Genomic DNA, 17,133 nt, shown 5'->3' on the forward strand with positions numbered 1-17,133 from the left:
TCAAAGGATAAAAGGTACTCCGGGGATAACAGGCTGATCTCCCCCAAGAGCTCATATCGACGGGGAGGTTTGGCACCTCGATGTCGGCTCGTCACATCCTGGGGCTGGAGAAGGTCCCAAGGGTTGGGCTGTTCGCCCATTAAAGTGGCACGCGAGCTGGGTTCAGAACGTCGCAAGACAGTTCGGTCTCTATCTGTTGTGGGCGCTCGAATATTGAAAGGATTTGACTCTAGTACGAGAGGACCGAGTTGAACAGATCTCTAGTGTACCAGTTGTGCCGCCAGGTGCATGCTGGGTAGCTACATCTGGAAAGGATAAGCGCTGAAAGCATCTAAGCGCGAAGCCAACCTTAAGATGAGTATTCGTTGAAGAGACCTGGAAGATGACCAGGTAGATAGGCTATAGGTGGAAGCACAGTGATGTGTTAGGGAGCCAAGTAGTACTAATTTCTCGAAAGCTTTCCTTTTTCTTTCTTTTTTTAAAAGAAAGATCGATAATCAACGCACTTTTAAAATTCTATTACTTTCCGTATGTCATAACGATATAGAGTTTATCCAAAGGGATAGACAAAGATTTAATGGTGGTCATAGCGAGGGGGAGACACCTTTTCCCATTCCGAACAGAGCAGTTAAGCCCCTCAGCGCCGATGGTACTACGAAAGTGGGAGAGTAGGTCACCGCCAACCTAATCTATAAAGCCTGTACAGCAATGTGCAGGCTTTTTTTTGTTTAAAAAGGAAGGTTTTGCCCCGCAGGGGCTGGCGGCTTTGCCGCCAAAGAGGAGCGAAGCGAGGACGGCTGAGGGATGGACAGCAGGGCCGCCGCAGGCGGCAGACCTAAGGCTTTTGTAGCGAAGCGAAAAAGCCTGCAGGGCCGAGCAAACCTGCGAGCTGCGATACAGCCCGACCCGCCCGCAGGGCGGGGCAGCCCCAAAATAACAGCAGCAGAAATAGTACATTTCTGATTTTGAAGCGATTTGGGAAAACGACTCGAAAAACTTTAGCTATCTTAGCAAAAAAATGGACCGATGAAGTATTATCTCCCACTATTGTTACTCTGCCTGAGCCTGACCGCCTGCAAAAACCAAAAAGATATGGCCGATAATAGCCAAAATGCCCTCGATTGGGCTGGCCGATACCAAGGGAACTTGCCCTCTGCGGATTGTCCAGGTATCCAGATGGACTTGGAGTTAAAAGAAGATGGTAGTTATACTCTCCGCTATCGCTATCAAGACCGCTCCGACTCGGTCTATACCGAAAGCGGAAAACTGAAGTGGGGAAAAAAAGGCCAGCAAATTACCCTAGAAGGCAAAGAAAAACCAAATCAATATCAACTAGAAGAAGGCGCTTTGCGCCAATTGGACCTAAAAGGGAAGCCGATTGAAGGAGATTTAGCCGAACGCTATTTGCTCAAGCGCCCAGAAGAAAGCCCGCTAAACAAATATTGGAAATTGGTGGAGCTCAATGGCCAAGCCATAAAGACGCCCAAAGGCGCTCGCAAAGAAATACATTTTATCCTAAAAGCAAATGGCCAACTCCAAGCGCATGGCGGCTGCAACAGCGTTTCGGGCAATTATAAATTGCAAGAAGAACAAAAACGCATTCAGTTTACAGGCCTGATGAGTACCAAAATGGCCTGCCCCAATTTGGGCAAGGAGCAAGAGTTTCTCAAGGTCCTTGGCCAGGTAGATAATTACAGTATTTCTGGAGACAAACTTAGCCTACAAAAGGCAAAAATGGCCCCTCAAGCCCGTTTTGAAGCAGTTTATTTTTATTAAGAATCATGGAACGCATACAACATTATTTCCCAAATCTTAGCGCTCAACAATTGGAGCAATTTGCCCAATTAGACGCTTTGTATAGAGAGTGGAACGCCCAAATCAATGTCATTTCTAGAAAGGATATCGACAATCTTTATATTCATCATGTTTTGCATAGCCTGGCCCTAGATAAGGTGATGCCCCTAAAAGCTGGCGCTCAGGTTTTGGACCTTGGCTGCGGTGGTGGTTTTCCAGGTATACCCTTGGCTATCCTCTATCCAGAAACCAATTTTATGTTGGTGGATTCTATTGTCAAAAAGATTAAGGTGGTGACCGAAGTGAGCCAAGCTCTTGGCCTCAAAAACGTAAAAGCAGAAGCTGGCCGTGTCGAAAAATTGAAGCAACGCTTCGATTTTGTAGTGACTAGAGCCGTGGCCAAAGCGCCTAAACTGGCCGCTTGGACCCGCAAATTGGTTAAGACCAAAGGCAATCACTCTTTCCCGAACGGTATTTGGGCCTATAAAGGATTAACCAATATGCAAGAAGAACTCGATAGCCTCGGCCCCGATTATTATGGGGAGATTTTTCCGATGAAAGAGTTGTTTGAGGAAGAGTTTTTTGAAACCAAGTGTTTGGCCTACATTCAAGCGCCTTAATTATGCTCAGTTTTAAACTGAAAGCCTTCTCGGAGCTAAGTCTTCAAGAGTTTTATGCCCTGGCCCAATTGCGCCAAGCCGTTTTTGTGGTAGAACAAAATTGTCCCTACCTCGACCTAGATGGCAAGGACCAATTGGGGCATCATCTTCTTGGCCTAGATGCCCAAGGCGAACTGCAAGCTTATGCCCGCATTTTGCCCGCAGGTAGCTCTTATCCTGAAGATGCCTCGATTGGCCGAGTAATTAGTAGCGCTAAAATTCGTGGAAAAGGCCAGGGCCCCGCCCTAATGCAAGCCGCTATTTCCGCCTGCCAAAAATTATATCCCCAAAAAGCTATTCGCATTTCGGCCCAAAGCCATTTGGTCCATTTTTATGCCCGCCTAGGTTTCCAATCTACAGGCAAAGAATATCTAGAAGATGATATTCCACATACTGAAATGCTGCTGGAATTTAAAACCCTTTAGCCAAACTATAATAGCCCACAGCCATGGCCAAAACACCTAGAATTACACTAGCCAACAAATAGCCTAAGGCCATGGCATGGGCTTGGGCCCGCAATAACTGAAATAACTCCTGTCCAAAGGTCGAAAAGGTGCTAAAGCCTCCACAAAAGCCCGTAGCCAAGAGTAACTTATAGGCCAAGGGCCCGCCCTTTTGCTCAAAGTAAGCCCCAAACAGGCCCAATAAAAAACAAGCGGCCAAATTAGCCGCTAGGGTTCCCCAAGGCCAACCCTGAGCTGGCGGTAAATATTGACTAAGGGCAAAGCGGGCCATACTGCCCAAACCTCCCCCCAGAAAAATCCATAGATAGTGCATCTTGCTCGTCTATATTGAAAAAATAAAGCCTGGCGCTGGCCCATGGCTGAGCGCTGCGGAGCGGGTGGCCCGAAGGGCCAGACCGAGCTTTTTTGAGCAAAGCGAAAAAAAGCGATGGGCCGAGCAGACTTGCGAGCCCCGCAGCATAGCGACCCGCCGGTAGGCGGGGCAGCCCCAAAAAAAACTAATTATTCTTCAAAAAAGAAGCATCAAAGGTAGAGAGTAGGAGCTCCAATAAATCAGAAAATTCATCGGCGCTGCCGTCTGTATGTCGACGCAACCAGAAATTGGCGCAAGTATTGGCCTCATACCAAATATAACCGGCGGTCTCTTCTTGGTCCGAATAATCTCTGAAAAATTCTTGTCGCTCCTCAGCTTCTAGTTGTTGCCCTGCTTTGATGAGCTCGGGCTGCTGCTTCAAATATTGCTCGGCTCGGAAATAACTGCGGGCTAATTGCTGTAAATTAGCCTCGTAAAAAGGCTGATAACTGCTCACAAAATTCTTCTGCTTACTCAACTTCTTGAGATATTGCTTGAGCTTTTTGAGAAACTTAGGATTGTAATGCCCAAAATCATCATTGTCCCAATCCATTATATTGCCCTCATGCGGGCCCGATAAAAAGAGCTTTTCGCCCAAAAGCGCCTCTAAAAAAGGAATGCTCAATTGGATGCCATTATAAGCGTATTTACCCCGAATGCCGTACTCTGGTACCCAGCTTTTCATGGGCAAAGGCGGCTCTTCAGCCTGATTGTAATAAGGAGCCACCCATTTTTTTTTCGTTTGCTCTAGCTGCTGGCCGAGCTGCTTGACCTTTTTCTTGGATTGGGCCATTATTGCCCCAGAAGAAAGCCCCAAAAATAGAAGCAGGAATAGTTTGCGGTACATAATTTAAGCGTTGATTGCGGTAAAGGGAATTATTTTTATAGTCGTTTGAGTTAGAAGAACTAGATCAAAAATAAACTTATGGAATCCCCAGATTTTAATCGGGATATGGCCAAATCTAGATTGAGCTATGCCCATGAAACCGACCCCAAAATGAAACAGCTGCTAATTCGAGGTATCGAGCGCCTAACGGGCCGCCCTCGGATTGAAAAGCTGTATACCGAAATGAAACAAATGGAGCTGACTCCTCAGTCTATTTGGCAAATTGCCCTAGACAAATTGGAGGTTTATCCGCATTTCGATCAGGCTCAATTGGAAAAAATTCCCCAAGAGGGGCCATTAGTCATTGTGGCCAACCACCCCTTTGGCGTGATTGATGGCCTGTTGCTGGGCCTAATCGCCTCCAAAATTCGACCCGAATTTGGCATTCTAGTCAATGAAGTGCTCTGCCGAGAAGAAATGTTTGAGCCCTATTTTTTGCCCATTGATTTTCGAGGGACCAAAGAGGCTCTGAAAACCATTATCAATACCCGAAAAGAAACGCTCGAACGACTGGCCCAAGGCCAAGCCATTGCCATTTTCCCCTCCGGAGGCGTAGCCACCGCCAAAAAACCCTTTGGCCAAGCCGAAGATTTGGAATGGAAGCGCTTTGTGCTTAAATTGGTTCAACGATCTAAGGCTACGGTTGTCCCGCTCTTCTTTCATGGCCAAAATAGCCGGCTGTTTCAACTCGCTAGCCAAATTAACCAAAATCTTCGCCTTAGCCTACTGCTGCATGAGGTCCGAAATAAAATGGGCCGACATATTGGCATCAGTATCGGCGAACCCATTGCCTACGAGACCATCAAGGCCCAAGGTAAGGCCGACCAAATGCTCGATTTTCTCTATCAGGAAACCTGGAAGCTAAAGGAAGATCCGCTCTATAGCCAATTTAGAAAGCCAAAACAGGCAAAGAAATTGGCCCGCACCCTAAAGTAAATAATATGCTCGACCTGATTGCCTATAGTGCTGGCCAAGCCGACCGAAAAGAACTCCAAATTGCCGAATTAGAAGGCTGTCTGCCCGAATTTACCGAAGCCCAAAAGTGGCTGAATATTAACGTTCCCCAAGATAAAGATCTGGGCCAATTGGCCCAGTTTTTTAACTTGCACCACCTGACCCAAGAGGATATTTGCGCCACTGAAGACCTGCCAAAAATTGAGGCCTTTGAGGAATATCTCTTTCTGAGCCTTAAGATGCTTAGCCTAAATGAAGCCAAAAAATTAGAGGTCGAACACCTCTCTTTTGTCCTTAAAAAGAATGCTCTGCTCTCTTTTCAAGAACGACCCGGCGATGTGTTCGAAGATATCCGAGATCGCATTTTTAATAATAAGGGCTTCCTCAGAAAACGCCGCCTAGATTATCTGTTTACCCGCCTAATTGATGTGGTGGTGGACCATTACGGATTTTGCCTAGAAGATATCCGACAAGAAATTGTAGAACTGGAAATCCGCCTGCTCGATCAAGCTATTGATAATAAAGGGGTGATTCAGGAAATTATGCGCCTCAAAAAACAACTAAACCGTATCCGCAGCCTGATTTGGCCCCTGCGAGAACTACTCAATCGCATCAAATCAGAAGGGACCAGCTTTTTTCATAAGTCAAGCTTTACTTACCTTAACGATATCCAAGACCACCTCCAATATCAACTTTCGGCCTTCGATAATTTGCGCGAAATGCTCAAGGACCTGATGGATTTGCATAATGCACAGCTGAGCAACGACATGAACCAAATTATGAAAACCCTAACCATCATCTCGGCCCTCTTTATTCCACTCACTTTTTTGGCCGGCATTTATGGGATGAATTTCGATTATATGCCCGAAACCAAATGGCCCTGGGGTTACCCTACCTTACTTGGCCTGATGCTCATTGTTACCGCCTTTTTGATCTATTTTATGCGTCGCCGAAACTGGTTTTAACTCTTCCGATTAAAGGAAATACTCTTTTGTCGACTACATTTAAACCGCTGCATACCCTCCGGCGCCAATTTCTGATGCTTGCTTTTTCGCCCCTGCACCCGCTTGCGCCAACGCCGAAAACTACTGGCCCTCATCTCTTGCCGCATTAAGGCAATGACTTCCTTTTCCGTCAATCCAAACTGAAATTCAATGGCCTCAAAGGGCGTGCGATCTTCCCAAGCCATCTCAATAATCCGATCTATGCTGATTTGATCCATTTTTTCTTTTTCTCAACAAGCATTTTCTTTTTTGGTTTATTTTTTTGGGGCTGCCCCGCCTTGCAGGCGGGTCGGGCTGTGTCAGGGCTCGCAGGTCTGCTCGGCCCTTCGCAAAAAATGCTGCGCATTTTTGCTCGGTCTGGCCTTCGGCCACCCTTATCCATCCCTCAGCCGATGCCTTGGGGAACGCCCCAAGGCTAGGCGCTATCACTTGGCGATGATTATTGCGGGCGCTTTGCGCCCGCTGCAGCAAATTGGACCAATAGGGCTGAAAATCCGCTATTTTTCTCCTAGCTTTGGCTTTTGACCATCATCAACACAAAAGCATGAAACGCATAGGCCTAATTTCCGATACGCATTCGCATCTAGAGCCCGCTGTCTTTGATTACTTTGCCGACTGCGACGAGATCTGGCATGCTGGCGATATTGGCCATACCGATTTGGCCGATGCCCTAGAAGAATTTAAGCCCTTTCGGGCCGTTTATGGCAATATTGATGGCGCCGCTTTGCGCCGCCGCTATCCTTTGGTCCAAGATTTTGAGATAGAAGGCTTGCGGGTCTACATGATCCATATTGGGGGCTACCCTGGCCGCTATTCCAAGGGCGTAAAAGCCGCCCTGCAAGCCAGCCAAGCCGATTTATTTATTACGGGCCATTCGCATATAGTTAAGGCTATGCCCGACCGCCAACTCAATTTATTACATCTTAATCCGGGGGCAGCAGGCCGTCACGGCTGGCACAAAGAAAAAACCCTCATGCGCTTCAAGATTGAAGCGGGCCAATTAAGCGATTTGGAGCTGATTGAATTGGGGCCAAGAGGCCAAATTGCCCCCGAAGAACTGCCCTAGTTGGTCCATTGCGGCAGACAGGCGGCGAAGCCGCCGCAAAGGCGCGTAGCGCCTCGGCTGAGGGGCTGTAGCAGGGCCGCCAAAGGCGGCAGACCCAGCGGGCATAGCCCGCGCAGGGCCGAGCAGACCTGCGAGCTGCGCAATGGCCCGACCCGCCCGCAGGGCGGGGCAGCCCCAAATTGTGAAAAAAAGGAAAAAAAAAGGGCCTTTGCTAAAAAGTGCGTATTTTGAGACAAGACCCAAAACTTGTTCAAGGAAACAATAGCAGCATGCAAAAATCCAAAATTAGCATCCCCAAGGAGTTGAGTGAGCATATCCTTACGCCCTTGGCCGAGCGCCTAGCCGTAGAGCATCCCCAAGGAAAAGTGACCATAGGAATTCCTAAGGAACTGAAATTTTCTGAAAATCGGATTGCTTTGACCCCCTCGGCTGTGCGGACTTTGGTCCAGATGGGCCACCGTATTCGCCTAGAAACTGGAGCCGGAGAAAAATCTAATTTCTCTGATTATGATTACTCTGAAGCTGGGGCCGAAATTTTGGCCGATAAAGAGCAGCTCTTTAAGTCGCAAGTGATTCTTAAGGTTGCGCCCCCCTCTTTGGAGGAGATTGATCTGGGCCATCCCGGGCAGATTATTATTTCGCCCATTCATTTGCCCGCCTTAACCGAAGAATATATCTATCGCCTCAAGCAAAAACGCATTACCGCTATGGCCATGGAGTACATGAAGGATAGCTCGGGAAGCTTTCCTTTTGTGCGTATGATGTCGGAAATTGCCGGGGTTTCTGCTATGCAAACTGCCGCCGATTTGCTTTCTCATAATGAAGATGGCCGAGGCGTTTTGTTGGGCGGAATTGCGGGGGTTCCTCCGGCTAAGGTGGTCATTTTGGGGGCTGGCGTAGTGGCAGAAGTGGCCACCAGAGTGGCCCTGGGCTATGGGGCCGAAATTCGCCTATTTGATAATAATATCCGCAAATTGATGCGGCTGCAAAGCAATTTGGGCCATCGTTTATATACGGGCACCTTTAGCTCGCCAGAAATGTATGCCGAAATCCGTTCCGCTGATGTGGTCCTTGGAGCCATCCACTCGGAAACGGGCCGTGCACCCTGCATTGTGGGCGAAGATACGGTAGAGCAAATGAAGCCCGGCGCCGTGATTATTGATGTGAGTATTGATCAAGGGGGCTGTTTTGCCACCTCTCGCCTCAGTACGCATGAGCAACCCACTTTTATTAAGCATGAGGTGCTGCATTATTGTGTGCCCAATATCGTTTCGCGCTATCCAAAAACTAGCTCGGCGGCCATAAGCAATATTTTGGTCCCCTTGTTTGCCGAAGCAGGTAGCACCATGGGCATTGAAGCCCTTTTGCGCAGCGATGCCGGCTTCCGAAATGGCATTTATATGTATAAGGGCAGCCTGACCAACCAATATATGAGCGAGCGATTTAATATCAAGTATATGGATATTGGCCTTCTCCTAATGACTAATCTATAAAAGCTATTATGAAGTTAAGAGCCGAAAATTTAATTAAGCAGTATGGCAGCCGCATGGTGGTCAAAGGAGTGTCTTTAGAAGTCTCTCAGGGCGATATTGTAGGCCTTTTGGGCCCCAATGGAGCTGGCAAAACCACTACTTTTTATATGACGGTGGGCTTTGTGCAGCCCAAAAGTGGAAAGGTCTATCTGGATGAGGAGGAAATCACGAATCTCCCCATGTATAAACGAGCCCGAAAAGGCGTGGGCTATCTGCCTCAAGAAGCCTCTATTTTTCGCAAATTGACGGTGGAGGATAATATCAAGGCCGTCCTAGAAATGACCAAATTGACCAAAAAAGAACAGAGCCATAAACTGGAAGAATTACTGGATGAATTCTCTTTGCATAAGGTCCGAAAAAGCAATGGTGATACCCTTTCTGGGGGAGAGCGCCGCCGTACGGAAATTGCCCGTGCCCTAGCCGTTAATCCCAAATTTATCTTGTTAGATGAGCCTTTTGCGGGCATCGACCCCATTGCGGTGGAGGATATTCAGACCATCGTTTGGCGGCTCAAACAAAAAAATATTGGCATTTTGATTACGGACCACAATGTGGGCGAAACCCTTTCGATTATTGACCGAGCCTACATCATGGTGGATGGCAATATTTTTAAGGAAGGTGGCGCACATGAATTGGCCAACGATGCTAAGGTCCGAGAGCTTTATTTGGGCCAAAGTTTTGAATTAAAACGGAAGTACGGACAGGTTTAGCATGAAGTTTTGGGGCCTCCTGCCTGCGGCAGGCGCTACGTTTTGCAGCTCGCTGTTCGCTCGGCCCTTCGGCGCAAAGCGCCTCGGTCTGGCCCTGTGGGCCACTGCTACACATCGCTAGGCCTGCGGGCCTTCGGCCCTGTAGAACCGAAAATAAGGACCATTTGGGCCAAAAAAAGAGGGAGCGCAAAGCGCTCCCTCTTTTTCATTTGGGCTAATAGCCTTCTGTTTTTCGGCGTTTTAATTCCTGCTCAATGAGCTGTAGCTCTCGGCTCATTTCGCCATTGACCGAAGAGTTTTCTTGGGCGCGGCGAATCAAGTAGGGAATTACATCTTTGATGGGACCAAAAGGCATATACTTAGACACCCGATAACCCGCTTTGGCCAAATTGAAGGTCAGTTGGTCACTCATACCATAGAGCTGGCAAAAGCTGAGATGAGGGTGACGCTTGGGCAACTCTTCTTGCTCCATCAACTCCACCTGATAGGCCGTACTAAACTGATTATGCGTAGCCACAGAAGAAGCAATGCGTTCATAATGTTCTACACAAAAGAGAACCGCCAGATTATAATCTCGGTCGGTAGCCTCTTTATTGGGTTGGATAGGAGAGGGATAACCCATTTTTTTGGCGCGATCTCGTTCTTTTTCCATATAAGCGCCACGGACCATCTTGGCCCCCAGCAAATAGCCACCTTCTAGAGCCTTTTCATAAGAATCTTTAAGAAACTGTAGGCGGTCGTGTCGGTAGAGCTGGAAGGTATTATAAACTACTACCCGTTCTTGGTTAAATTCGGCCATCATTTCATCGGTCAGCTGGTCGATAGCGTCTTGGATCCAGCTTTCTTCGGCATCAATGAAGAGGGCCATTTTTTTTTCTTGGGCAGATTGGCAAAGGACGCGCAAGCGTTCTTTGGCTCGATTCCAAGCGGCCTGTTCTGCCTCAGAAAGAATATCTCCAGCGGTAATTTTTTCGAGTAGGGCGTGCTGGGCCAAACCTGTTACTTTGGCGCTAATGATTTCTAGGCTTTCTTTATCGGCGGCAAAGGCCAGCGTTTTTAGAAACTCGTCTAGGGCTGTATCAAAATCGGCTTCTGTATCTTTGGCCTCGGCCCCATAATCAAGGACCGTTTCTACGCCATAGACCTTGAGTTCTCGAACGGCCTTGAGGGTTTCGGGCAGGTTGCGCCCCCCGCAAAAGAGGTCGAAAATAGTGCTATGGATGAGCCCTTCTACGGGCAGCCCCCAATTGAGGGCCTTGAGGCCAAAGTGGCTCCCTAAGCCCACGAGCCAATCTTGGCTCATTGCGCGAAACAACCAGCGCATTTTTTGTAAGCGCCGATTGGAATACCGCTCGAAAGCGATTTTGGTGTTGTTAAAATCTATTTGCATAAGGCATAGCTGTTTATCAAAGGAGGGAAGTTTTGAAGCGGCCCAAAAAAGCAGATATAGCAGGTCTAACGCCCTGCTATATAGACCATCGCGAAGCGATACCACTTCTAGCGTAGCGTTTCGGCTGAGGGATGGGCAGCAGTGGCCGCAGGCCAGACCGAGCTTTTTTGAAGCGGTAGCGAAAAAAAGCGAAGGGCCGAGCGATCAGCGAGCTGTGAGACAGCCCGACCCAAGCGAAGCGCAGGGGCAGCCCCAAAAAAACATCATCCTAATAACTTAGAAGGCGGTCTAAGGTTTGGGCCAAACGGCTTTCGGGCAAGAAATTTCGTTCTAGGTCGGCGGCAAAAGGGACCGGCGTATCTAGGCTAGCCAAACGGAGAACGGGGGCATCGAGATGCTCAAAAAGATGTTCGGAAATATGGGCCGAGAGCTCGCCTGCGATTCCGCCAAAGAGGCAATCTTCTTGAAGAATGAGGACGCGGTTGGTCTTTTGGACCGTAGCGGCGATGGCTTCATAATCGAGGGGGAGCAGGCTGCGTAGGTCGAGGATTTCGACATCTAGGTTCTGGGCTTCTACGTAGCGTTTGGCCCAGTGCACGCCCATGCCATAAGTAATAATACTGGCGGCTTGGCCTTCACGGATGAGCTTGGCTTTTCCAATTTCTAGGCTATAGTAATCGTCGGGAATTTCTTGGACAATTTCTCTAGAGCGATAAAGTGCTTTATGCTCGAAGAAAATGACGGGATTGGGGTCTTCAAAAGCGGCCAGCAGCAGGCCCTTGGCATCGTAGGGATTGGAGGGGTAGAGTACCTTGAGGCCGGGAGTATGCGTATACCAAGCCTCATTGCTTTGCGAGTGGTAGGGGCCAGCGCCTGTGCCTGCGCCTGTAGGCATACGGACCACTAGATCGACATTTTGGCCCCAGCGCCAATGTAATTTGGCGGCATTATTTACAATTTGGTTGAAGCCGCAGGTAGAAAAATCGGCAAATTGCATTTCCATCATGGCCTTATGGCCCTTAATCGAGAGGCCGATGCCTGCGCCAACGATAGCACTTTCGCAGAGGGGGGTATTTCTGACCCGTTCTTTACCAAACTGCTCGACGAAGCCCTCTGTAATTTTGAATACCCCGCCATAGTCGGCAATATCTTGGCCCATAAGGACCAATTTGGGGTGTTTTTCCATAGCTTGGCGGAGCCCATCAGAGAGGGCATCGACGAAGCGCTTTTCGGTTTTTGGGCCATTTGGGGGCGGCAACTGAGGGGCGTAGGGATTGGGGGCAAAAAGATCGTCCAACTCCTTTTGCGTATTGGCTTGGACGGTGGGTTCGGCATAAGCGACCTTTAGGCCCTCCTCGATTTCCGTTTTAATTTGCTTGCGGAGCGCCTTAATATCCTCTTCTGTCAAGAGTTTTTCTTCTACTAAAAAGGCCTCATAATTATGGAGTGGATCTTTTTGGGCCCAGTGGTCCATGAGTTCTTGAGGGACATATTTGGTTCCGGAAGCCTCCTCATGGCCACGCATTCTGAAGGTATCGCATTCGAGTAGAATGGGGCGGGGATTTTTGCGCATTGACTTGGCCAGTTTGTCTACTTTTTGGTAGACCTCTAAAATATTATTGCCATCGATGCGGTGGCCTTCCATGCCGTAGCCTTTGGCCCGATCGACCAGATGTTTGCAGGCATATTGTTCGCTAGTGGGGGTAGAGAGGCCATAGCCATTATTTTCGATCACAAAAAGGACGGGTAAATTCCAGACCGCAGCCACATTGAGGGCTTCATGGAAATCGCCTTCGCTAGTGCCGCCTTCTCCGGTAAAGGCTAGGGCAATTTTTTGTTCTCCCTCTAATTTATGGGCCAGGCCGACGCCGCCAGCTAGGGCCAGCTGGGGGCCGAGGTGAGAAATCATGCCCACAATATGGTGCTCGGGGCTGCCGAAATGAAAAGAGCGGTCGCGGCCTTGGGTAAAGCCTAGGTTTTTGCCTTGCCATTGGGCAAAAAGGCGTTCTAGGGGAACATTTCGGCTAGTGAAAACGCCTAGATTTCGGTGCATCGTGAAGATAAACTCATCTTCTTTTAGGGCGTTGGTGATGCCCACGGCAATGGCCTCTTGTCCTATTCCGGAGAACCATTTACTGATTCGGCCTTGGCGGAGGAGGACCAGCATTTTCTCTTCAATCATTCGGGGGCGGAGCAAGCCTTCATAGAGGGCCAGCAAACGCTTTTTGGACAGTCGTTTTTTATCAAATTTTAGCAAAGTGCTCATAATCGTAATTGTTTAGTTGTGCTAACTAAAACAAAGGTAAAAATCCTTTTGAAAATGTAGGAGTTGGCCTAGGTTTTCCGCTTTGGGAATGGGCGTTATTTTTAATTTCTCTCAAAACTTTATAAGGATTGAGTTACCTAAAAAACAATTGCCAGCATCTCAAAAAGGGTTGGTAAAAGGGGTGGTAAAAGACCTTGATGAACGCCAAATCGCACTATTAAATCTAATAGCAGAAAACCCAAAGTATACAAAGGTGGAAATGGCCCAAAAAATAGGTGTTAGTACTACAACTATAGATAAACACTTGAAGGTATTAAAAGAGTTGAAGCTATTGAAGCGGCAAGGCGGTCGCAAAAATGGCTATTGGCAAATTCTGCATAAAAATGATAGAGGAGAGTGATTTGATTTTAACAAAAAAAGCCCACTAAGATAACCTTAGTGGGCTTTTGCATGCTCAGTGATTTTGTTTAGGCGGCTTGGGCGTTATATTGTTTAACTTTAGTTTTAATTCGGGGCAGAAATTTTTGCATACAAGAGACATTGATCAGCAGGCAGCGGTCCAGCATGCGTTCGGAGAGTTGTTGGGCCTCGGTATCGATATAAGTTTTGAATCGGACCTCTCCGGTTTGTTGGTCGAGCTCGAAGTTGCCAAAGATGCGTTCATTATTGATTTGCATAAGGTAGAGGGCGAGTTCGGAGCGGTTTTCTTCTGGTACCTTAAAGGGGAGGACCGAATAAAAGGCGATGCCGGAGCGGCCACAAAGAAGCAGCATACAGGCCCAATGGCCTTCTGGGGCATCTACTTCAAAATCAAAAACCTGTTTGTTTTCTCGGATTTGGTAGGGCACGGCAATGCGTTCCAAGTACTTTTGGACCATTTTAAACATAAGCAGAAGTATTTAGCGATCTAAAGAAAATGGGAAAGAAAGAATAGGCGATTATTATTTATCGTAGGCATCGAGTCCAAAAAACTCAATAATACCAATGAGCTTTTCGGCATATTTGGGGTCGGTGGCATAGCCTGCTTTTTTGAGGCCATGCGCCCAATCCTTATAATTGCTGCGGTCGAGTTTAGTGAGGGCCTTATAGCGGCGGCCCGAGAGGAGTTTGCTATGCTCGCGGAAACTGCGCCAGGGCGTTTCAAAAATGCGGAACATATCGTATTTGCTATCATCGGTATAATTGGCGCAGCGGCAGCCAATACATTTTGCGCGGCATTTGATGCCAAAATGATTATTGTCATTTTTGGCCAAGCGGCTGTGGCCGGCATTGCTTTCGAGTAGGCCTTGGGCCAAGGTAATACTAACTGGAATATTAAAGAGCTCGGCCTCTTCTTTGGCCGTTTTTAGATATTGGTTGATGTAGTCTTTGCAAACGGCTAGTTTGGCTTGGACAATCTTCTGGGGAATGCCGTGCCGCTTGGCATAAGTGGGGTTAAGCACAAAACCCAAATTAGAATATTGGGCCGCTTTTTTTTGCTCCTCTGCCGTGAGGGCCGCTCCTACAGCCGTGGCCGCATTGGCCAAATTGAGGTTTTGCTTAATGTCCTTGCTCTTTTCTCTAATTTGCTCCCACCATGGTTTATCTAAGGCAGGCGTTTTGGCCGAGGCCGGCACCGCCTCCGCCTGAGGAGCCTCTTTCTGGCTGGCCAAAATGGCCGTGGGCGCCAAACTGCTGTTCATAGCCTGGCTCGATTGGGCCGATTGCTCGCCCATAGAAAAATGAAAACTAAACTCTCTTTGCGAAAGCAAAAAAATAAGTAGGCCCATAAAACCCAAACGGACCCAGCCGTTGCGGCTGTAATCTTGGGTTTTTTTCCAACCGAATTGAATACGTTGGCGAATGGGGGCGGGCAGCTGTGGCAATTTAGACTGAGACATATAGCGCTTGTTTTGTTGGTAGAGACAATTTGTAGGCGTTTCCTGCCTTACAAAAGCAAATTTAAAACAAATTGTTTCAAAAAGGAAAACAAAACCAACAAAAAGTTTTGGTTTTGGCCAAAATTCCAACTCCAAGGCCGATAAAAAGGGAGAATTATTCTTTGGATTCTCTTGTCCACGGTTGTATCTTGCCCATATCATTGGTCCTTTTGCGGTGGACAGGCCCCAAAGGGGCCGCAGGCTGAGGGATGGATAAGGGGGGCCGAAGGCCAGACCGAAGCCCAAAGGGCTGAAGGGCCGAGCAGACCTGCGAGCCCTGACACAGCCCGACCCGAGCGAAGCGAGGGGCAGCCCCCCCCAAAAAAATAAGCCATGTGGAGATTCTGGAAAAAGCGCTTTAAGTGGAGCCGCTTAGAAAAAGGAAAAGATTTGCAGGCGGCCCAAGAACGGCCCGTTCGGCTTTTTGTGCAGGCCAGGCTGAGTAATCCGCCCCGAAAAGCCTTGGTGGGTATTTGTTTGTTGGCCTATGAAGATGAGGACTTTGTCTATTGGGGCTATCCTTATTTTTGCCGCTTGTTTTCTGACCAACGTTGTGCCGATGAATTTTTTAAGAGCCCAAGGGCGGAGCTGGCTGATTTATATCCCGAATATAAACTAGATTTTTATAGCCTGCGCCTAAGGGAGCGGATTCGGGCTTGTATTCGAGAGCAGGAAGAGCTTTTGGATGGGGTTCATTTTTTGGGCTTTACTTACCGCATGCCGCCAAAAATTAAAACTAAAACAGATTGTTTTGAAATAGAGGTCCGGGCCTACCGGCGGTTTCGTTCTTCGGGAGAAGAGCGGAGCGAAAAACATAGCTATTACCTGAAATTGAGTCGGCCTGATTTGGCTCTGCTCGATTATCGTTAAACAGATTATTTTAAGATGAAGAAGATTCAAATGGTGGATTTGCAGAGCCAATACCGCCGCTTTAAAACAGAAATTGATGCTGCTATTCATGAGGTTTTGGATAGCTCGGCCTACATTAACGGTCCTGCGGTAAAGGGCTTTCAGGCTGCTTTGGAGGATTATCTAGGAGCCAAGGCCGTGATTCCCTGCGCCAACGGAACCGATGCCTTGCAAATTGCCCTGATGGCCCTAGATTTGGCCCCTGGCGATGAGGTGATTGTGCCTTCTTTTACCTATGTGGCCACGGCGGAAGTGGCGGCCCTGCTGCGTTTGAGCATTGTGATGGTAGATGTTGATCCTCAAACCTTTAACCTGCGTGCGGAGGATGTTGAGGCGGCCATTACGCCCCAAACTAAGGCGATTGTGCCCGTGCATCTCTTTGGCCAAAGCTGCGATATGCAGCCCATTATTGAGCTGGCCGAAAAACACCAACTCTATATTGTAGAGGATAATGCGCAGGCCATTGGGGCCGATTATAGCTTCCCCAATGGCGAGCAGAAAAAGACGGGTTTGCTGGGCCATATTGGCTGCACCTCTTTTTATCCCTCCAAAAACTTGGGCGCTTATGGCGATGGCGGGGCCATTTTTACCAATGATGAGGCCCTAGCCGATAAAATTCGCATGATTGCCAACCACGGCCAAAATCGCCGCTATTATCACGATCGGGTAGGGGTGAACTCTCGCCTAGATGGGATTCAAGCGGCCCTTTTGCATGTAAAACTCAAGGCCCTAGATGAGTTTTCTGCCGCTCGCCGAAAAGCTGCGGACTACTATGATGCGGCCTTTGCCGACATTCAGGAGGTCCAAACGCCTTATCGCGCGCCTTATAGCAGCCATGTTTTTCATCAATATACTCTTTTGGTCCCCGCCGATCAGCGAGATGCTTTGCAAGCGCATTTGCAGGCGGCTGAGGTGCCCTGCATGATTTATTACCCCCTCCCTTTGCACGAACAAGCCGCTTTTGAGGGCTTTGCCCGCAAGGCCCAGGCCGAACTGCCCAATACCAAAATGCTTTGCCAGCAGGTTATTTCTTTGCCTATGCACTCGGAGCTAGAGGCCGAGCAACTGGCTTATGTGGCCGAGCAAGTCAAGGCTTTTTTTAAAAAATAGCCAGCCGCATAGGGGGAACATACTATATATAGTCTCTTTTTATTGTAGAATTATGTAAAGCCCTGCTAGACCTCTTCCTTTTGGGAAGGGGTCTTTTTTTGTTTTGGGGCCTCCGCAG

18 protein-coding genes and 2 rRNA genes (1 of these 20 only partly in view) are annotated in these 17,133 nt (G+C 48.3%); 13 read left to right on the forward strand and 7 right to left on the reverse strand.

From position 1 onward, the window contains the following. From SAPGRDRAFT_RS08995 to SAPGRDRAFT_RS09020, 5 genes are all read left to right on the forward strand, one after another. A 23S ribosomal RNA gene (locus SAPGRDRAFT_RS08995) occupies positions 1–467 on the forward strand; it begins 2,348 nt to the left of the window's first position. Positions 468–576: 109 nt separating this feature from the next. After that, a 5S ribosomal RNA gene (rrf, locus tag SAPGRDRAFT_RS09000) occupies positions 577–685 on the forward strand. 341 nt (positions 686–1,026) lie between these two features. Next, on the forward strand, positions 1,027–1,776 hold the full coding sequence (locus tag SAPGRDRAFT_RS09010) for a copper resistance protein NlpE N-terminal domain-containing protein (RefSeq protein WP_002658859.1): 750 nt from the start codon (positions 1,027–1,029) through the stop codon (positions 1,774–1,776). Positions 1,777–1,781: 5 nt separating this feature from the next. Then, entirely contained in the window at positions 1,782–2,414 is a 633-nt protein-coding gene (gene rsmG / locus SAPGRDRAFT_RS09015) for a 16S rRNA (guanine(527)-N(7))-methyltransferase RsmG (protein WP_002658861.1), read from the forward strand. Positions 2,415–2,416: 2 nt separating this feature from the next. After that, complete coding sequence (locus SAPGRDRAFT_RS09020; RefSeq protein WP_002658863.1) at positions 2,417–2,878, forward strand: GNAT family N-acetyltransferase; 462 nt, start codon at positions 2,417–2,419, stop codon at positions 2,876–2,878. Here SAPGRDRAFT_RS09020 and crcB read toward each other — a convergent pair. Both crcB and SAPGRDRAFT_RS09030 read right to left on the reverse strand, forming a co-directional pair. Next, entirely contained in the window at positions 2,865–3,230 is a 366-nt protein-coding gene (gene crcB / locus SAPGRDRAFT_RS09025) for a fluoride efflux transporter CrcB (protein ID WP_002658865.1), read from the reverse strand. The two genes, SAPGRDRAFT_RS09020 and crcB, sit on opposite strands and share 14 nt — an antisense overlap. Positions 3,231–3,414: 184 nt before the next feature. After that, positions 3,415–4,116 carry a hypothetical protein gene (locus tag SAPGRDRAFT_RS09030; protein ID WP_002658866.1) on the reverse strand — a complete coding sequence of 234 codons (702 nt, stop codon included), beginning with the start codon at positions 4,114–4,116 and terminating at the stop codon, positions 3,415–3,417. Positions 4,117–4,194: 78 nt separating this feature from the next. Here SAPGRDRAFT_RS09030 and SAPGRDRAFT_RS09035 point away from each other — a divergent pair, with 78 nt between their 5' ends. Both SAPGRDRAFT_RS09035 and corA read left to right on the forward strand, forming a co-directional pair. After that, positions 4,195–5,091: a lysophospholipid acyltransferase family protein gene (locus tag SAPGRDRAFT_RS09035; protein ID WP_002658868.1), complete on the forward strand. Its 897-nt coding sequence runs from the start codon at positions 4,195–4,197 to the stop codon at positions 5,089–5,091. A gap of 5 nt (positions 5,092–5,096) precedes the next feature. Then, entirely contained in the window at positions 5,097–6,074 is a 978-nt protein-coding gene (gene corA, locus SAPGRDRAFT_RS09040; RefSeq protein WP_002658869.1) for a magnesium/cobalt transporter CorA, read from the forward strand. Here corA and SAPGRDRAFT_RS09045 read toward each other — a convergent pair. Beyond that, positions 6,071–6,331: a TIGR03643 family protein gene (locus tag SAPGRDRAFT_RS09045; RefSeq protein WP_002658871.1), complete on the reverse strand. Its 261-nt coding sequence runs from the start codon at positions 6,329–6,331 to the stop codon at positions 6,071–6,073. The two genes, corA and SAPGRDRAFT_RS09045, sit on opposite strands and share 4 nt — an antisense overlap. 326 nt (positions 6,332–6,657) lie before the next feature. Between SAPGRDRAFT_RS09045 and SAPGRDRAFT_RS09055 the strand changes: the two genes are divergently transcribed. The 3 genes from SAPGRDRAFT_RS09055 to lptB all read left to right on the forward strand — a co-directional run bounded on the left by SAPGRDRAFT_RS09055 (position 6,658) and on the right by lptB (position 9,421). Next, positions 6,658–7,179, forward strand: coding sequence for a metallophosphoesterase family protein (locus SAPGRDRAFT_RS09055; protein ID WP_002658872.1), 522 nt, complete (start codon positions 6,658–6,660; stop codon positions 7,177–7,179). Positions 7,180–7,397: 218 nt separating this feature from the next. Next, positions 7,398–8,672, forward strand: a complete 1,275-nt coding sequence (locus SAPGRDRAFT_RS09065) for an alanine dehydrogenase (RefSeq protein WP_437343625.1) — start codon at positions 7,398–7,400, stop codon at positions 8,670–8,672. A gap of 8 nt (positions 8,673–8,680) precedes the next feature. Further along, positions 8,681–9,421 (forward strand): LPS export ABC transporter ATP-binding protein, encoded by a 741-nt coding sequence (lptB, locus tag SAPGRDRAFT_RS09070; RefSeq protein ID WP_002658876.1) that lies wholly within the window; start codon positions 8,681–8,683, stop codon positions 9,419–9,421. A 214-nt stretch (positions 9,422–9,635) separates the two neighbouring features. Here lptB and SAPGRDRAFT_RS09075 read toward each other — a convergent pair whose 3' ends face one another. After that, complete coding sequence (locus tag SAPGRDRAFT_RS09075) at positions 9,636–10,811, reverse strand: proline dehydrogenase family protein (RefSeq protein ID WP_002658878.1); 1,176 nt, start codon at positions 10,809–10,811, stop codon at positions 9,636–9,638. A 268-nt stretch (positions 10,812–11,079) separates the two neighbouring features. Further along, complete coding sequence (locus tag SAPGRDRAFT_RS09080; RefSeq protein ID WP_002658880.1) at positions 11,080–13,077, reverse strand: alpha-ketoacid dehydrogenase subunit alpha/beta; 1,998 nt, start codon at positions 13,075–13,077, stop codon at positions 11,080–11,082. An 88-nt stretch (positions 13,078–13,165) separates the two neighbouring features. Here SAPGRDRAFT_RS09080 and SAPGRDRAFT_RS09085 point away from each other — a divergent pair, with 88 nt between their 5' ends. Continuing rightward, a complete protein-coding gene (locus SAPGRDRAFT_RS09085) occupies positions 13,166–13,477 on the forward strand; it encodes a winged helix-turn-helix transcriptional regulator (protein ID WP_002658881.1) in 312 nt (103 codons plus the stop codon). Positions 13,478–13,544: 67 nt separating this feature from the next. On the opposite strand, the gene SAPGRDRAFT_RS09090 is transcribed toward SAPGRDRAFT_RS09085, so the two are convergent. Next, positions 13,545–13,964, reverse strand: coding sequence for a YbjN domain-containing protein (locus SAPGRDRAFT_RS09090; RefSeq protein WP_002658883.1), 420 nt, complete (start codon positions 13,962–13,964; stop codon positions 13,545–13,547). Positions 13,965–14,018: 54 nt separating this feature from the next. Continuing rightward, positions 14,019–14,957 carry a glycoside hydrolase family 73 protein gene (locus SAPGRDRAFT_RS09095; protein ID WP_002658885.1) on the reverse strand — a complete coding sequence of 313 codons (939 nt, stop codon included), beginning with the start codon at positions 14,955–14,957 and terminating at the stop codon, positions 14,019–14,021. A 372-nt stretch (positions 14,958–15,329) separates the two neighbouring features. Here SAPGRDRAFT_RS09095 and SAPGRDRAFT_RS09100 point away from each other — a divergent pair, with 372 nt between their 5' ends. Both SAPGRDRAFT_RS09100 and SAPGRDRAFT_RS09105 read left to right on the forward strand, forming a co-directional pair. Further along, positions 15,330–15,866 carry a hypothetical protein gene (locus SAPGRDRAFT_RS09100; RefSeq protein WP_002658886.1) on the forward strand — a complete coding sequence of 179 codons (537 nt, stop codon included), beginning with the start codon at positions 15,330–15,332 and terminating at the stop codon, positions 15,864–15,866. A 15-nt stretch (positions 15,867–15,881) separates the two neighbouring features. Continuing rightward, the gene (locus tag SAPGRDRAFT_RS09105) at positions 15,882–17,015 is read left to right on the forward strand and encodes a DegT/DnrJ/EryC1/StrS family aminotransferase (RefSeq protein ID WP_002658889.1); all 1,134 of its coding nucleotides are present in this window, start codon (positions 15,882–15,884) and stop codon (positions 17,013–17,015) included. Positions 17,016–17,133 lie beyond the last annotated feature (118 nt).

The sequence above is a fragment of the Saprospira grandis DSM 2844 genome (assembly GCF_000275825.1).
Taxonomy (GTDB): domain Bacteria; phylum Bacteroidota; class Bacteroidia; order Chitinophagales; family Saprospiraceae; genus Saprospira; species Saprospira grandis_A.

Coding starts and splice junctions, on each gene's coding strand:
- SAPGRDRAFT_RS09010 (WP_002658859.1), top strand. CDS start 1,027: ATGAAGTATTATCTCCCACTATTGTTACTCTGCCTGAGCCTGACCGCC.
- rsmG (WP_002658861.1), top strand. CDS start 1,782: ATGGAACGCATACAACATTATTTCCCAAATCTTAGCGCTCAACAATTG.
- SAPGRDRAFT_RS09020 (WP_002658863.1), top strand. CDS start 2,417: ATGCTCAGTTTTAAACTGAAAGCCTTCTCGGAGCTAAGTCTTCAAGAG.
- crcB (WP_002658865.1), bottom strand. CDS start 3,230: ATGCACTATCTATGGATTTTTCTGGGGGGAGGTTTGGGCAGTATGGCC.
- SAPGRDRAFT_RS09030 (WP_002658866.1), bottom strand. CDS start 4,116: ATGTACCGCAAACTATTCCTGCTTCTATTTTTGGGGCTTTCTTCTGGG.
- SAPGRDRAFT_RS09035 (WP_002658868.1), top strand. CDS start 4,195: ATGGAATCCCCAGATTTTAATCGGGATATGGCCAAATCTAGATTGAGC.
- corA (WP_002658869.1), top strand. CDS start 5,097: ATGCTCGACCTGATTGCCTATAGTGCTGGCCAAGCCGACCGAAAAGAA.
- SAPGRDRAFT_RS09045 (WP_002658871.1), bottom strand. CDS start 6,331: ATGGATCAAATCAGCATAGATCGGATTATTGAGATGGCTTGGGAAGAT.
- SAPGRDRAFT_RS09055 (WP_002658872.1), top strand. CDS start 6,658: ATGAAACGCATAGGCCTAATTTCCGATACGCATTCGCATCTAGAGCCC.
- lptB (WP_002658876.1), top strand. CDS start 8,681: ATGAAGTTAAGAGCCGAAAATTTAATTAAGCAGTATGGCAGCCGCATG.
- SAPGRDRAFT_RS09075 (WP_002658878.1), bottom strand. CDS start 10,811: ATGCAAATAGATTTTAACAACACCAAAATCGCTTTCGAGCGGTATTCC.
- SAPGRDRAFT_RS09080 (WP_002658880.1), bottom strand. CDS start 13,077: ATGAGCACTTTGCTAAAATTTGATAAAAAACGACTGTCCAAAAAGCGT.
- SAPGRDRAFT_RS09085 (WP_002658881.1), top strand. CDS start 13,166: ATGGGCGTTATTTTTAATTTCTCTCAAAACTTTATAAGGATTGAGTTA.
- SAPGRDRAFT_RS09090 (WP_002658883.1), bottom strand. CDS start 13,964: ATGTTTAAAATGGTCCAAAAGTACTTGGAACGCATTGCCGTGCCCTAC.
- SAPGRDRAFT_RS09095 (WP_002658885.1), bottom strand. CDS start 14,957: ATGTCTCAGTCTAAATTGCCACAGCTGCCCGCCCCCATTCGCCAACGT.
- SAPGRDRAFT_RS09100 (WP_002658886.1), top strand. CDS start 15,330: ATGTGGAGATTCTGGAAAAAGCGCTTTAAGTGGAGCCGCTTAGAAAAA.
- SAPGRDRAFT_RS09105 (WP_002658889.1), top strand. CDS start 15,882: ATGAAGAAGATTCAAATGGTGGATTTGCAGAGCCAATACCGCCGCTTT.